This is a genomic window from Pseudomonas sp. HMWF032 (genome assembly GCF_003060885.1).
Taxonomy (GTDB): domain Bacteria; phylum Pseudomonadota; class Gammaproteobacteria; order Pseudomonadales; family Pseudomonadaceae; genus Aquipseudomonas.
The window spans coordinates 39,161-53,137 of the sequence record NZ_QAIG01000011.1 but is presented as its reverse complement, the minus strand read 5'-3'; the positions used below and the strand labels follow the sequence as shown (position 1 = coordinate 53,137).

The 13,977-nt window shown below is 60.6% G+C and carries 11 protein-coding genes; 3 read left to right on the top strand and 8 right to left on the bottom strand.

What is annotated here, in order from left to right; translation table 11 throughout:
* Positions 1 to 295, top strand: a 295-nt coding sequence (locus DBR00_RS21135) for a helix-turn-helix domain-containing protein (RefSeq protein ID WP_256583040.1), incomplete at its 5' end; no start/stop codon positions are given.
* A gap of 117 nt (positions 296 to 412) precedes the next feature.
* Here the strand turns inward: DBR00_RS21135 and pgi are convergent.
* The 8 genes from pgi to DBR00_RS15390 all read right to left on the bottom strand — a co-directional run bounded on the left by pgi (position 413) and on the right by DBR00_RS15390 (position 11,381).
* Positions 413 to 2,077, bottom strand: a complete 1,665-nt coding sequence (gene pgi, locus DBR00_RS15430; protein WP_108488603.1) for a glucose-6-phosphate isomerase — start codon at positions 2,075 to 2,077, stop codon at positions 413 to 415.
* A gap of 110 nt (positions 2,078 to 2,187) precedes the next feature.
* A complete protein-coding gene (panC, locus tag DBR00_RS15425) occupies positions 2,188 to 3,048 on the bottom strand; it encodes a pantoate--beta-alanine ligase (RefSeq protein WP_108488602.1) in 861 nt (286 codons plus the stop codon).
* Positions 3,045 to 3,845, bottom strand: a complete 801-nt coding sequence (gene panB / locus DBR00_RS15420) for a 3-methyl-2-oxobutanoate hydroxymethyltransferase (RefSeq protein WP_108488601.1) — start codon at positions 3,843 to 3,845, stop codon at positions 3,045 to 3,047. Before panB ends, panC begins: the two co-directional genes overlap by 4 nt.
* 235 nt (positions 3,846 to 4,080) lie before the next feature.
* Positions 4,081 to 4,581, bottom strand: coding sequence for a 2-amino-4-hydroxy-6-hydroxymethyldihydropteridine diphosphokinase (gene folK, locus DBR00_RS15415; protein ID WP_108488600.1), 501 nt, complete (start codon positions 4,579 to 4,581; stop codon positions 4,081 to 4,083).
* The gene (locus tag DBR00_RS15410) at positions 4,578 to 5,984 is read right to left on the bottom strand and encodes a polynucleotide adenylyltransferase PcnB (protein ID WP_108488599.1); all 1,407 of its coding nucleotides are present in this window, start codon (positions 5,982 to 5,984) and stop codon (positions 4,578 to 4,580) included. Before DBR00_RS15410 ends, folK begins: the two co-directional genes overlap by 4 nt.
* A gap of 701 nt (positions 5,985 to 6,685) precedes the next feature.
* Entirely contained in the window at positions 6,686 to 8,113 is a 1,428-nt protein-coding gene (locus tag DBR00_RS15400) for a sigma-54 dependent transcriptional regulator (RefSeq protein WP_108488597.1), read from the bottom strand.
* Positions 8,114 to 8,189: 76 nt separating this feature from the next.
* Positions 8,190 to 11,144, bottom strand: coding sequence for a sensor histidine kinase (locus tag DBR00_RS15395; RefSeq protein ID WP_108488596.1), 2,955 nt, complete (start codon positions 11,142 to 11,144; stop codon positions 8,190 to 8,192).
* 60 nt (positions 11,145 to 11,204) lie between these two features.
* Positions 11,205 to 11,381, bottom strand: a complete 177-nt coding sequence (locus tag DBR00_RS15390) for a hypothetical protein (protein WP_003244646.1) — start codon at positions 11,379 to 11,381, stop codon at positions 11,205 to 11,207.
* A 162-nt stretch (positions 11,382 to 11,543) separates the two neighbouring features.
* Here DBR00_RS15390 and DBR00_RS15385 point away from each other — a divergent pair, with 162 nt between their 5' ends.
* Positions 11,544 to 12,782: a parallel beta-helix domain-containing protein gene (locus tag DBR00_RS15385; RefSeq protein ID WP_108488595.1), complete on the top strand. Its 1,239-nt coding sequence runs from the start codon at positions 11,544 to 11,546 to the stop codon at positions 12,780 to 12,782.
* A complete protein-coding gene (locus DBR00_RS15380; RefSeq protein ID WP_108488594.1) occupies positions 12,782 to 13,894 on the top strand; it encodes an SO2930 family diheme c-type cytochrome in 1,113 nt (370 codons plus the stop codon). Before DBR00_RS15385 ends, DBR00_RS15380 begins: the two co-directional genes overlap by 1 nt.
* Positions 13,895 to 13,977: the final 83 nt, after the last annotated feature.

The window sequence follows — 13,977 nt, the reverse complement described above, 5'->3', positions numbered from 1 at the left end:
GTTGCAGCCCAGGCTGCAACAGCGGTTGGATAACGAGGCTATCGCGGCGGGGCTGGCGCTGTCGGTGCGTACGTTGCACCGCCGTTGTCGTGAGGAGCTGCAGATGACGCCAGGGCATTATCTGCAGCAGCTGCGCCTGGAGGCCGCCTGCCGTCAGTTGGAGCAGGGCGCACGCTCACTCAAGCGCGTAGCGCAGCAGTGCGGCTTTGTGTCGTTGTACAACCTACGGCGTGGCTTCAGTCAGCAGTTAGGGATTACCCCGGATGAATATCGTCAGCGTTTCTGCCGCAGTTGAGAGCCCGCTCAAGGTCTGCTGCACGTCGTGCATGCCGCGTTAAAACAGGCGCAGGCTGTTAGTCGCGTCTGGCACACCTCGAGCTCGCCAGACGTTGAACAGATTCTGAGCGTGCCGTTAGCCGCGATGCCGCTCGCGGAAGTGCTGGATCAGACCCTGGGTTGAAGCATCGCTGGCTGGCTCGTCGAGTTGACCGGTGAGGCGCTGGTAAACGCCCAAGCCGAGTTCCTTGCCCAGTTCGACGCCCCACTGATCAAAGGCGTTAATGCCCCAGATGGCGCTTTGCACGAAGACCTTGTGCTCATACAGCGCTACTAAGGCACCCAGGTTGAACGGTCCGACCCGATTCAGCGCCAGGATGTTGCTCGGGCGGTTACCAGGGATCACCTTGTGTGGTGCCAGGCGTTGCACTTGCGCCTCATCCAGGCCTTTGGCGCGCAATTCGGCTTCGGCTTCGGCGCGGGTCTTGCCGTGCATCAGTGCCTGGCTCTGCGACAGGCAGTTGGCAAACAGCCACTGGTGATGGTCAGCCAGTGGGCTGAAGCTGTTGACCGGGACGATAAAGTCCGCGGGGATCAGTTCGGTGCCCTGGTGCAGCAACTGGTGATACGCGTGTTGGCCGTTACAGCCCACACCGCCCCAGATTACCGGGCCGGTGCTGAAGTCCACGGGGCTGCCGTCCTGACGTACGCTCTTGCCGTTGGATTCCATGTCCAGCTGCTGCAGGTGCTTGGTGAAGTTACGCAGGTAATGGTCGTAAGGCAGGATCGCCTGGCTTTTCGCGCCCCAGAAGTTGCCGTACCAGATACCCAGCAGGGCCATCAGCACCGGCATGTTCTCGGCCAGCGGTGCTTGAGCGAAGTGCTGGTCCATGGCGTAGGCACCAGCCAGCAGTTCCTTGAAGTTGGAGATGCCGATGGCCAATGCAATCGGCAGTCCGATGGCCGACCACAGTGAATAACGGCCGCCGACCCAGTCCCACATCGGGAAGATATTTTCCGCCTTGATACCGAATTCGATGGCCGCCTTCTGGTTACTGGTCACCGCAATAAAGTGCTTGTGCAGTTCGGCTTCCGGGCCGCCCAGGGCCAGGTACCAGTCGCGGGCGGCCAGGGCGTTTTTCAGGGTTTCCAGGGTGCCGAACGACTTGGACGAAACGATAAACAGCGTGGTCTGCGGGTTCAGGCGTGCGGTCAGTTCGCGGAATTCGCTGCCGTCGATATTGGCCAGGTAATGGCAACGCACGCCACGCTGAGTAAAGGGGCGTAGCGCTTCGGACACCAATTGCGGGCCGAGGAATGAACCGCCGATACCGATATTCACGACTTCGGTGATCGGCTTGTCGCTGTAGCCGCGCCATAGTCCGCTGTGGATGCGGCTGACCAGTTCAGTCATCTGGTTGAGTACACGATGAACCTGGGGAATCAGGTCAACGCCGTCGAGCTTCAGGCTACGGCCAATCGGGCTGCGTAAGGCCGTGTGTAAAGCGGCGCGGCCTTCCGAAGCATTGACTTTTTCGCCTTTGAACAGCGCCTGGATGGATTCGCTCAGGCGGCATTGTTCTGCCAGTTGCATCAGGAGTTGCAGCGTTGTGTCAGTGATCAGATTTTTGGAGTAGTCCAGCAGCAATCCGCAGCCGCTCAGGGAGAATCGTGCAAAGCGTTGTGGGTCATTGGCAAAGGCTTCGCGCATGCTGAAGTCATGCATCTGCTCACGGTGATTGCGCAGCGCCTGCCAGGCTGGCAGGGTGGTGACATCATGCGGCTGCTGGTAGTAAGCCATTGGTGCGTGTTCCTTTCCTGGGTGCGGCTAATCAATGATGCAAAAAGGCCCGGAGTGATCCGGGCCTTGAGTGTAACTGGCAGGCGCGTAGCAAGCACCTGCGTACTGATTCAGATGGGTGTGTCGATGTTGAATGCCAGGTTGTCGATCAACCGGGTGCTGCCAATAAAGGCGGCCACCAGAATCACCAGTTGCTGATCGTCCATTGTGGCTGGGCGTAGGCCGTTGGCTTCACGCACTTCCAGGTAGTCAGGGCGAAAGCCGGCGCTACTGTGCTGTGCCTGTGCGGCATGAATCAGCTTGGCATAGTCACGTTCGCCCGCCTGGATGGCGTCGGCCATCTCGCGCAGGGTGCGGTATAGCACGGGGGCGGCGGCACGTTGTTCGGCGCTCAGGTAACCGTTACGCGAAGACAGTGCCAGGCCGTCTTCGGCGCGTACGGTGGGCTCACCGATAATCTGGATCGGCATATTCAGGTCGCGTACCAGGGTGCGGATCACCGCCAACTGCTGGAAGTCCTTCTGGCCAAAAATCGCCAGGTCCGGCTGCACCATGTTGAACAGCTTGCTGACCACAGTGGCGACCCCTTCGAAGTGCCCAGGGCGGCTGGCACCGCACAAGCCTTCGGACACACCGGGTACGCTGACACGGGTCTGGCCGTCCATGCCGCCGGGGTACATTTCCTCGACATCCGGGGTGAACAGCAGATGGCAGCCGGCCTCGACCAGCTTCTCCTGATCAGCGAGCAGGGTGCGCGGGTATTTGTCGAGGTCTTCGCTGGGGCCGAACTGCAACGGATTGACGAAAATGCTGGCGACCACGAAGTCGGCGCGCTGGGCGGCTTTTTCCACAAGCGCGGCGTGGCCTGCGTGCAGGTTGCCCATGGTCGGAACAAAGGCGATCTGTTTGCCTTCGGCGCGCGCCTGGGCGACAGCGGCGCGCAACTCGCGCACGCTTTTAACTGTGTTCATGCAGAAAATCCGTGTTCGGCTGCTGGGAAGCTCTGGTCTTTGACCGCTTTGACATAAGCGCTGATGGCGTTCTGGATGCTGCTCTGGCCGGCCATGAAATTCTTCACGAACTTCGGCGTACGGCCACTTAGTGACAGTCCGAGCATGTCATGCAGCACCAGCACCTGGCCGTCGGTGGCCACTCCGGCGCCGATGCCGATCACGGGGATCTTCACCGCCTGGCTGATTTCCGCGGCCAGTTCACTGGGTACGCACTCGAGCAGCAGCATGGCGGCGCCGGCCTGTTCCAGCGCCATGGCGTCGGCGCGCATTTGCCGTGCCTGGGCTTCCTGGCGGCCCTGAACCTTATAACCGCCGAGGATATTGACCGCTTGAGGGGTGAGGCCGAGGTGGGCGCAGACCGGTACGCCGCGCTCCGCCAGTTGGCGAATCGGCTCAGCCAGCCAGGCCGCACCTTCCAGCTTGACCATATGGGCGCCGGCCTGCATCAGTGCTGCGCTGTTAGTCAGGGCCTGCTCAAGGGTGGCGTAAGCCATGAAGGGCAGGTCGGCGAGAATCAGTGCGCCCTGGTTGCCACGTTTGACGCTGGCGGTGTGGTACGCCATCTCGGCGACGGTAACGGGCAGCGTGCTGTCATGGCCTTGCAAGACCATGCCGAGGGAGTCGCCCACCAGCAGCACATCGACACCGGCCTGGCAGGCTGTCTGGGCGAACGTGGCGTCATAGCAGGTCAGCATGGCGATCTTCTCGCCGCTCTGCTTGAGGCTTTGCAGGGTGGTCAGGGTTACATCGGGCATGAAAACTGTCCTCACTCAGGCGTTCAGTCAGCAGTTGTGCTGCTTCAAGTTGGCCTGCATTGGCCTCGAATTGCACCGGTGCGGGGCAACGGGACGCCTATAGTCCTGATGGGGGGGCTCGAAGTCAATTGCAGGTGTTACCGGCTTGTTACTGGCGTTACCGCCAATGTGCCTGCCTGACGCTGAGGTTAGTGCTGCAGTTATGGCATGACTTGGCAGTCGCGGTTGGTCGGTTTCAGGCCTGCCCGTCTTCGCTGAGGCGTTCCAGCCCTGTATAAGGGCAGGCGTCAAGCAGCGCGCTCAGTGCGCGACCATCCGGCAGTTCCAGGTCAGGGGCAATGTCGGCCAGTGGATAGAGGACAAAGGCGCGTGCGTGCATATGGTAGTGCGGCACGATCAGGCGCGGTTCTTCCAACTGCTGATCGCCGAACAGCAGGATATCCAGGTCGAGCGTGCGCGGCCCCCAGCGTTCAGCCTTGCGCGTACGGCCCTGTTCCAGTTCGATGGCCTGCAGCGCATCCAGCAGGGCCAGTGGGCTGAGTGTGGTGTCCAGCGCGGCAACGGCATTTACATAGCGCGGCTGATCCGCCGGCCCCAGCGGGTCACTGGCATAAAAGGAGGATTGCGCAACCAGCTGCGTTTGCGGCAGCGCGGCCAGAGCGGTCAGGGCGCTGCGTAGCTGAGCGACCGGGGTGGCCAGGTTGCTGCCCAGGCCGATGTAAACGCGTGTCATCATTCACCTGCGGCAGGACTGCCAGCATCACTGGCGGGGCCACGTTTGCGCTTGCTGTTACTGCGTTTGCGCTTGCGTGGCGCGCCCGGGGCATCGTCCTTGCTGCTGAGGTCGCGAATCATGTTGCGTCGCTCGCTGTCACTGACGTCTTGATAGCGGGTCCACCAGTCACCCAGGCCGCCAGTTTCTTCACCGGCGCTTTCGCGCAGCAGGAGAAAGTCGTAACCGGCACGGAAGCGTGGATTTTCCAGGAGCGTGTCGGCGCGTTTGCCGCTGCGACGTGGCAGGCGTTCCTGCATATCCCAGATTTCACGGATCGGCATGGTAAAGCGCTTGGGCACAGCGATGCGTTGGCATTGCTCGCTGATCAACTCGTGGGCGGCTTCCTGCATGGCCGGGATCGGCGGCATGCCGCGATCCTGCAACTTGATCACGCGTGCCGGCAGCGCAGGCCAGAGCAGCGCCGCAAGGAGGAAGGCTGGGGTGACGGTCTTGCCTTGGTGGATACGCAGATCGGTGTTGTCCAAGGCGTTGCGGATCAGTTGATCGGTGTAGTCCGGATTGTGCTTCAACGCCTCGGCGCTTGCCGGGAACAGCTGGCCGAACAGGCCGTAATCTACCAGCAGTTCGTAGGTGTACACCGCATAACCGGCGAGAAACAATTTGAGCACTTCATCGAACAGGCGTGCCGCGGGAATTCCGCCGAGCAGCGGGGCCAGTTTGTAGATCGGCGCGGCGCTGTGTTTCTCGATGTCGAAATCCAGCTTGGCGGCAAAACGCACCGCACGCAGCATGCGCACCGGGTCTTCCTGGTAGCGCTGGGTCGGGTCACCGATCAGGCGGATCAGGTGGTTGCGAATGTCGTGCACGCCATTGGCGTAATCGAGGATACGCTCGGTGCTGGGGTCGTAATACAGCGCATTGATAGTGAAGTCTCGGCGCTGAGCGTCGTCTTCCAGGCTGCCGTAAACGTTGTCACGCAGAATCCGCCCGCTCTCGTTGCGCGAGGCCAGGTTGCTGTTCTCTTCTTCCTCGCCTTGCGGATGGTTGGCGCGGAAGGTGGCGACTTCGATGATCTCGCGACCGAAATGCACATGAACGAGCTTGAAGCGTCGGCCGATTACTCGGGCGTTACGGAATTCGGCCCGCACTTGCTCAGGCGTGGCGCTGGTGGCCACGTCGAAATCCTTGGGTTCGATGTCCAGCAGCAGGTCACGCACGCAACCGCCAACCAGATATGCCTGGTAACCGGCCTGCTGCAGGCGCTCGACCACACTGATGGCGTAGCGGCTGATTTCACCGCGTTCAATCGGGTGCTGGCTGCTGCTCAGCACTTCAGGCGTGCTGTGTGAGTGGTTGCCACGGCGGGCAGGGGTACGAAAGGACTTGAACAGCTTTTTCAGCATGGGAGGCACTGTTTGACTAAATGACTGGCCAGAGTATATGCCGGCCGCAGGAGTGGCGCGGATTCTAGCATTGAGTCAGGGATTGATGCAGGAAACGAAAGTAAAGGCTTGCAGGCGGGGGATTTGAAGCTACTGGGGGAGCCGAAGCTCCCCCCCCAAATTGGTGCGTGCTCTGTTTTTATTATTATGGCGGGCTTGTTGTTTTTGTTGATTTGCCCGTTCCATCCAGTCAAGGACTTTTGGAAAACTTCCCAAGCTGGGAATCAAGAGCAAACGGATTTCTTTGGATGCTGACGCTGCCATGATCACACAGTGACCCAACCAGTTCTGGCGCTGCCTTGGGGCAGTTTTATAGTTCTCGGCCTGGTTTTGGGGCGAACCCCAAAGGCAATTCCTTTCCAAAAGAATCAGTTAGCTGCGCCTCCGCGTTGTTGTTTTTATTGTGCTGGAGTCGATACGTCTTATTTTTATTAGGTTTGAAGCGTGCTTGTTATTGTTGTTGTGCCAGCAATAAAGCAGAACCCATGCCACTTTGTGAAAACCCTTTGAAAACAAGGGTTTGATAGATTCAGTGGGTGGTGGAATGGTATAAAAAAGCCGGGTTCTCGTTACCATAAGACCCGGCTTTTGTTACTAAGTGTTGAATGGGTAACAGACTGCGGAACCTCTTGCGCGCACATCTGTCACCCTCGCGCAGGGCTCTAGCCTGCAGTTGCGCCCGAGGATTTGCGCCGTGGGATACCCAGACGCTGGCGGCGTTCCCACAAGCATTTGCGGCTGATGCCGAGTTTACGTGCCAGTTCGGTCTCGGTCATGTGGTCCTGGTGTTCCAGAACGAAGTGCTGAAAGTAGTCTTCCAGGGACAGGTCTTCGGTCGGTTCGCTCGGTTCATGGCCCAGGCCGTTGCTCTGGGCAGGCAGACCGGTGAAGTCGTCTTCCAGATCATCCAGCTCGATATCGATGCCCAGCAGTTCGGCCGAGATGCTGTTGCCTTCACACAGAATTACCGCGCGCTCAATGGCGTTTTCCAGCTCACGCACGTTACCCGGCCAGGGGTAATGGCGGATGGCCTGTTCGGCGTCGTTGGCAAAGCTCAGGTCGAGGCGACCCTGGCGGCTGCTCTGGCGAATCAGGAAGGCGTGGGCGATTTCGATCACGTCGGCACCACGCTCGCGCAGTGGCGGCAGTTTCAGAGCGATTACGTGCAGGCGGTAATACAGATCCTCACGGAACTGGCCGATCTTCGACAGGGTTTTCAGGTCGCGGTGGGTCGCGGCGATCAGGCGCACATCGACTTTCTGTGATTGCACCGAGCCAACCCGGCGAATCTCGCCTTCCTGCAGTACACGCAACAGACGCGCCTGAGCTTCCAGGGGCAGTTCACCGATTTCATCAAGGAACAGGGTGCCACCGTCAGCGGCTTCTACTAGACCAGCACGGCCAGCGCTGGCACCGGTAAAGGCCCCTTTCTCGTGGCCGAACAGTTCGGATTCGATCAGCGATTCCGGGATGGCGGCGCAGTTCACTGAAATCAGCGGCGCTTTGGCGCGGCGTGAGAGGTTGTGCAGGGCACGGGCGACCAGCTCTTTACCGGTGCCGGACTCACCCTGGATCAGCACGTTGGAGTCGGTGGGCGCGACCTTGCGAATCTTGCTGTACATCTCCTGCATGGCTGCGCAGGAACCGATGATGCCGATTTCGCCATTGCTGTTGTCCACCACCTTGTCGGCGCTGGCTTTCGCCGTGCCGGCTGCGGGGGTGGGCGCACTCTTGGCCTGCTGGTGATCGCGCAGAATGCGCGCCACAGCCTGGAGCATTTCGTCGTGGTCGAAGGGTTTGGCGATGTAATCCACCGCGCCCATCTTCATCGAGTCGACCGCCGAGCGCAGGCTGGCGTAACTGGTCATGATCAGCACCGGGGTGCCTTGGCCGAGCTTGATCAGCTCGGTGCCGGGCGCGCCCGGTAGGCGCAGGTCGCTGACGATCAGGTCGAAGCTGGGGATGCTGAAGCGCTCTTGCGCTTCCTGCACCGAGCCGGCTTCGCTGACTTCGTATTGGTTACGTTCCAGCAGGCGACGCAAGGCAGAGCGGATAATGGTTTCGTCTTCGACGATCAAAATATGAGGCATCAATTCGTTCTCTCGACAGTCTCAGGGCGCAGCGCCGGGCAAAGAGCCCTGGCCTGCATGCGCGCGGGTAGCTGGTTTAAGTCGCTATGGACGTCGCCTCGACATGCCTAGGCAGGCTGACCCTAATGCGGGTGCCGCGATGAAGCTCGGGGTCTGCCGGGCTGTCAATTGTTATCTGTCCATAATGCTCTTCCACGATCGAATAGACCAGTGCAAGGCCCAGTCCCGTACCTTTGCCCGGGTCCTTGGTGGTGAAGAAAGGTTCGAACAAGCGGTCGATGATTGCCTTGGGAATACCACTGCCTTCGTCCTCGACGATCAGATCGACGGTGTGCTCGAAACGTTCGCTTTTGACCCGGATCGCGCTGCCAGGCGGTGAGGCATCGCGTGCGTTCGACAGCAGGTTGATCAGCACCTGGGCCAAGCGCTGAGGGTCGCCCACCACCCAGTGGTCGGAGTCGCAGAGGTTGAAGAACTGCACTTCAACGCTGCGCCGGTTGAGTGCCAGCAGGGCGATGGCGTCCTGGGCGACCTGGGCCAGGCACACCGGCTCCTCGCTGTTCTGGTGGCTGCCGGAATGGGCAAAGCTCATCAGTGACTGGACGATGCGCGACACGCGTTTGGTCTGCTCAATGATCTGTTCGCTGATCTCGGTCAGCTCGCTGTCACCTTCGCGTTCTTCGCGCAGGTTTTGCGCCAGGCAGGCGATGCCGGTGATCGGGTTGCCGATCTCGTGCGCCACCCCGGCGGCCAGGCGACCGATGGAAGCCAGGCGCTCGGAGTGCACCAGCTTGTCTTCGAGCATCTGCGTTTCGGTGAGGTCTTCAACCAGCAGTACCAGACCACTGTTACCGGGTGCCAGGGGCTCGTCGATGGCCGCCTTGTGCAGGTTGAGCCAGCGCGTCTGGCCGTCGAGGGCCAGGCGCTGTTTGTGCAGGTGCTCGTCGGGCAATTCGATAAACCGCTCCAGCAAGCCGCGCCACGGCTCGCCCAGGGTATTCAGGCGCGAGCCGACGACGCGCTGCGCGGGAATTTCGGTGAGTTCTTCCATGGCCTTGTTCCACATCAGTATTTCCTGATCCTTGGCCAGCGAGCAGACGCCCATTGGCAATTCCTGCAGGGTCTGGCGGTGGTAGCGGCGCAGGGTATCGAGTTCGGCGGCGAGACCGGTGAGGCGCGAGTGGTAGTCCTCCAGGCGGTTCTCGATAAAGTGGATATCCTCGGAGACATAGGTTTCACTGCCGGCTTTATAAGGCAGGAAGGTCTCGACGATGTCCTGGGCCACGCTGGGGCCCATCAGCCCGGAGAGGTTGGCCTCGATGCGGTCGCGCAGGCGGCGCAGGGCGTAGGGTCGGCCTTCATCGAACGGTAGGTGCAGGTCGCGCAGGGCCTGCTCGACTTCATGCTGGGCGGTTTTGGCCCCCAGGGGTTTGGCCAACTGTGCGGCAAATTCCTGGGGCGAGGCGGCCAGCAGCTCGCGACGTTGCGGGCGGCGTACGTTATCAACGGCGCAGGCTTCTGCGGCGCTTTTTTCTTCCGGGCTGGCTTCGGTAAATACCGATACCAGGGTGAATACCAGTATGTTGGCCGCCAGCGAGCCGATGGCGGCCAGGTGCCAGCTGCTGTCATCCAGAACGTAAATGATATTGAACCAGGGTAGGTAGAAACCCTGCAGGTTGCCGAGCATCGGCAGCAGCATGCTGACCACCCACACCCCGATTCCTGCCAGCAAACCGGCAATAAAGCCCCTGCGATTGGCCGTCGACCAGTACAGCACCGACAGTACGCCGGGGAGAAACTGCAGAGTGGCGACGAAGGCAACGATGCCCAGGTTGGCCAGGTCCTGTTCGGCGCCTAGTAATAGATAGAAGCCGTAACCGGCCATGATGATCAGCAGGATCAGCGCGCGACGCGTCCATTTCAGCCAGCGGTAGATATTGCCTTCCGAGGGTGGCTGATAAAGGGGCAGCACCACATGGTTAAGCACCATGCCGGACAGCGCCAGGGTCGAGACGATGATCAACCCGCTGGAGGCCGACAGCCCGCCGACATAGGCGATCAGTGCCAGGGTCTGGCTATTGACCGCGATGCCGACGCCGAGGGTGAAGTATTCCGGGTTGGTGGTGGCGCCCAGTTTCAGCCCAGCCCAGAGGATCAGTGGCACCGCCAGGCTCATCAGCAGCAGGAAGAATGGCAAGCCCCAGCTGGCGCTGACCATGGCGCGCGGGTTGAGGTTTTCGGTAAAGGTCATGTGGTACATGTGCGGCATGACGATGGCTGAGGCGAAAAACACCAGCAGCAGGGTGCGCCATGGGCCTTCCTGCAACGGCGTGTGCAGGCTGGTCAGCGACGACTGGTTCTGTACCAGCCAGGATTGCAGGTCCTGCGGGCCATCGAACACACCGTACAGGGCATACAGGCCGATGGCGCTGATGGCTAGAAGTTTGACCACAGACTCGAAGGCGATGGCGAACACCAGGCCTTCGTGCTTCTCGCGGGTGGCGATATGCCGTGCGCCGAACAGGATGGTGAACAGAATGATCAGCCCGCAGTAGGCCAGCGCCACGCGCTCCTGCACCGGCTCGCGGGTGAGGATGCCGATGGAGTCCGCGACTGCCTGAATCTGCAGGGCCAGCAACGGTAACACGCCCACCAGCATGAACACGGTGCTCAGGGCACCAGCCCAGGTGCTGCGAAAGCGGAAGGCAAACAGGTCGGCCAGCGATGACAACTGATAGGTGCGGGTGATGCGCAGAATTGGGTAGAGCAGCACCGGTGCCAGCAGAAATGCCCCGGACACGCCCAGGTAACTGGCGAGAAAACCGTAGCCGTATTGGTAGGCCAGCCCAACGGTGCCATAGAAGGCCCAGGCACTGGCATAGACACCGAGCGACAGGGTGTAGGTCAGTGGGTGGCGGATCACCCAGCGTGGAATCAGGCCATGCTCACTGATCCAGGCCACACCGAACAGAATAAGAAGGTAGGCCGCGCTGATCAGAATCAGCTGGCTCAGGCTAAAGCTCGTCAGCATTGCGGTGGCTCTGAAGCGAATAAGGGTAAGGAGTGGTCATGTACGTCGTGCTGCCGCAGGTCAGAGCTCATCGGCATCACGCTGACTTTGAAGAATGAAGGTCACGACTATCAGGATCAGCCACAGCAGGTAGGGGCGGTACCAGGCCCCATTGGGGTCGATCCACCAGTCCATGATGGCCGGGGAAAACAGGTAGATCCCCACCACCAGGATCAGCACCAATCGATAGATATACATGCCGCATCTCTTCGTTTAATTGCCGGCGATGGTAACGGATGCATCGCGCTCTGCGTAGGCTGGCTGTTGGTCGGGCGGCATGGATATGTTGATGTAGGCTTGGATTTTTCTCATTAGTTGGTACTATCGTTCCACTTAATAAGAAAAACGCTGGAGATTGTCATGCGCCTTGCCCCGCTTTCCGTGCTTACCCTGTCTGTGCTGCTCGCCGCGTGCGGCGAAGAACCGGCCCCAGTGGCCAACCTGGATTTTCAGAAGAACCTGCAGACCCAACTGATCAAGGCCAAGCCCGGTACGGTGATCGAAATCCCGGCCGGCACTTACCAGCTGGACCGCAGCCTGAGCCTGAAAGTCAGTGGGGTAACCATCAAAGGTGCGGGCATGGACAAGACCATCCTCAACTTCAAAGGGCAGAAATCCGGTGCCGAGGGCCTGCTGGTGGATGCCTCGGATTTCACCATCGAAGACATTGCCTTCGAGGACACCAAAGGTGACTCGCTGAAAGTGGTGGGCGGCAAGAACATCATCATCCGCCGCGTGCGCACCGAATGGACCAATGGCCCGGCCACCGAGAACGGCGCCTACGGTATCTACCCGGTGCAGACCGAAAACACCCTGATCGACGGTGCGGTGGCCATCGGCGCATCGGATGCCGGCATCTATGTTGGCCAGTCGCGCAACGTCGTGGTGCGCAACAGTCGCGCCGAGCGCAACGTCGCCGGTATTGAGATCGAAAACACCATCGGCGCCGACGTGTATGACAACGTCGCCACCGGTAATACCGGTGGCATTCTGGTGTTCAACATGCCCAACCTGCCGCAGGCCGGGCGGGTGACGCGGGTGTTCCGCAACAAGATCGAAGGTAACAATCACACCAACTTCGGCCACAAGGGCACACCGGTGGCCAGTGTGCCGGCAGGCTCCGGGGTGGTGATCAATTCCAACGATGATGTCGAGGTGTTCGACAACGACATTGGCGACCACAAGACCGCCAACGTGATCATCAGCAGCTACTTCAGTACCGGCTATACCGACCTCTCCACCGCCGAGAGTTTCGACCCCTACCCGGAAGGCATTCATATCCACGGCAACCGCTTTGGCCCCGGTGGCGACAGCCCGGATCACCTGGAGCTGAAAGCGCTGAAGGTCAGCCAGTTCGGTCTGAATGGCCGTCTGCCGGACATTCTCTGGGACGGCTACGTCAACCTCGACATCTTGGTGGATGGCAAGCTGCCGGCGGATCGGGCGATCTGCATCAATAACGGCGAGGCGGGGATGATCAACGTCGACGGGCCGAACAATTACAAGAACATCAGCACCGACATGACGCCTTATCGCTGCAGCCTGCCGCCGTTGCCGGCCGTCAAATTAGCCTCGGCTGAAGCCGGTCAGGGGGCCTGATGCGTCGTCTGTTACTGGCAGCGCTGTTGCTCCTCGCCGGTTGCGAACAGCAACCGGCCCCGTTGTACCTGCCGCAAGGTGACAACTACCCGCAAACCCTTAGCGAGTGGGGCATGCTGCAGCGCGCCGATGGCTTTATCGCGCCGGTTGCCGAGGCTTTGCCCTACGACCTGAATACCCCGTTGTTCACCGACTATGCACACAAGCTGCGCACCGTCTGGATGCCGGCGGGTACAGCGGCGACCTATGCCGAGGCGCACTTCGATTACCCGGTCGGTACGGTGCTGAGCAAGACCTTCTACTATCCGAAGGACGCCCAGGGCCGCCTGCTGCTTAACGAGCAGGATGACCGCGACCCACAGCGCGGTTTGGAGCTGGCGCGGGTGCAGCTGATCGAGACACGTATCCTGCTCAAACAGCAGGACGGCTGGGTGGCGTTGCCCTATGTGTGGGATGAGCAACAACAGGAGGCCCATCTGGAATGGGCAGGTGATGGTCGCGAGTTGAGCCTGTTGGATGCCGAGGGCAAGACCCAAGCAGTGGCCTATCAGGTGCCGGACGCCAACCAGTGCGCCGGTTGCCATGAGGAAACCGCAGGGCAGGGCGTCAACCCGCTGGGGCCCAAGGCGCGGCACCTGAACAAGGACTTTGCCTACGCCGATGGCACCCGCAATCAGTTGCAGCACTGGCTGCAGCAAGGCCGTCTGCAGGGTGTGCCAGCCGAGTTGCAGGGCGTGCCGCAGAACGCGTTATGGCCGACGCCACGCGTTGGCGAAAGCCTGGAGAAGCAGGCGCGCAGTTACCTGGACGCCAACTGCAGCCACTGTCACAACCCCAAGGGACCGGGGCGTACCTCGGGCCTGCTGCTCGACCCGGCCACGGCCATCGGCATCAGTTATGGCTTGTGCAAGCAGCCGGTTGCTGCGGGTAAAGGCTCGGGTGATCGGCTGGTGGACATTCACCCGGGCCAGCCGGACAGGTCGGTGCTGCTGTTTCGCGTGGAAAGTGTCGACCCCAGCATCATGATGCCTGAGCTGGGCCGTTCCACCGTGCATGCTGAGGGCGTCGAGGTGCTGCAGCGCTGGATTGCCAGCCTGCAAGGGGATTGCTGAGAGCTTGCTCAAAGGCTGCTGCGCGTCGGCCCTGCTGCGTTAAAACAGGCTCGGAATGCTCATTTACAAAATTAAACTCCGCT

What these genes read in the sequence shown, in the direction of transcription:
- DBR00_RS15400 (WP_108488597.1), bottom strand. Translation starts at nt 8,113, where the DNA reads ATGCCTCATATTTTGATCGTCGAAGACGAAACCATTATCCGCTCTGCC.
- panB (WP_108488601.1), bottom strand. Translation starts at nt 3,845, where the DNA reads ATGCCCGATGTAACCCTGACCACCCTGCAAAGCCTCAAGCAGAGCGGC.
- panC (WP_108488602.1), bottom strand. Translation starts at nt 3,048, where the DNA reads ATGAACACAGTTAAAAGCGTGCGCGAGTTGCGCGCCGCTGTCGCCCAG.
- DBR00_RS15380 (WP_108488594.1), top strand. Translation starts at nt 12,782, where the DNA reads ATGCGTCGTCTGTTACTGGCAGCGCTGTTGCTCCTCGCCGGTTGCGAA.
- DBR00_RS15385 (WP_108488595.1), top strand. Translation starts at nt 11,544, where the DNA reads ATGCGCCTTGCCCCGCTTTCCGTGCTTACCCTGTCTGTGCTGCTCGCC.
- DBR00_RS15395 (WP_108488596.1), bottom strand. Translation starts at nt 11,144, where the DNA reads ATGCTGACGAGCTTTAGCCTGAGCCAGCTGATTCTGATCAGCGCGGCC.
- folK (WP_108488600.1), bottom strand. Translation starts at nt 4,581, where the DNA reads ATGATGACACGCGTTTACATCGGCCTGGGCAGCAACCTGGCCACCCCG.
- pgi (WP_108488603.1), bottom strand. Translation starts at nt 2,077, where the DNA reads ATGGCTTACTACCAGCAGCCGCATGATGTCACCACCCTGCCAGCCTGG.
- DBR00_RS15410 (WP_108488599.1), bottom strand. Translation starts at nt 5,984, where the DNA reads ATGCTGAAAAAGCTGTTCAAGTCCTTTCGTACCCCTGCCCGCCGTGGC.
- DBR00_RS15390 (WP_003244646.1), bottom strand. Translation starts at nt 11,381, where the DNA reads ATGTATATCTATCGATTGGTGCTGATCCTGGTGGTGGGGATCTACCTG.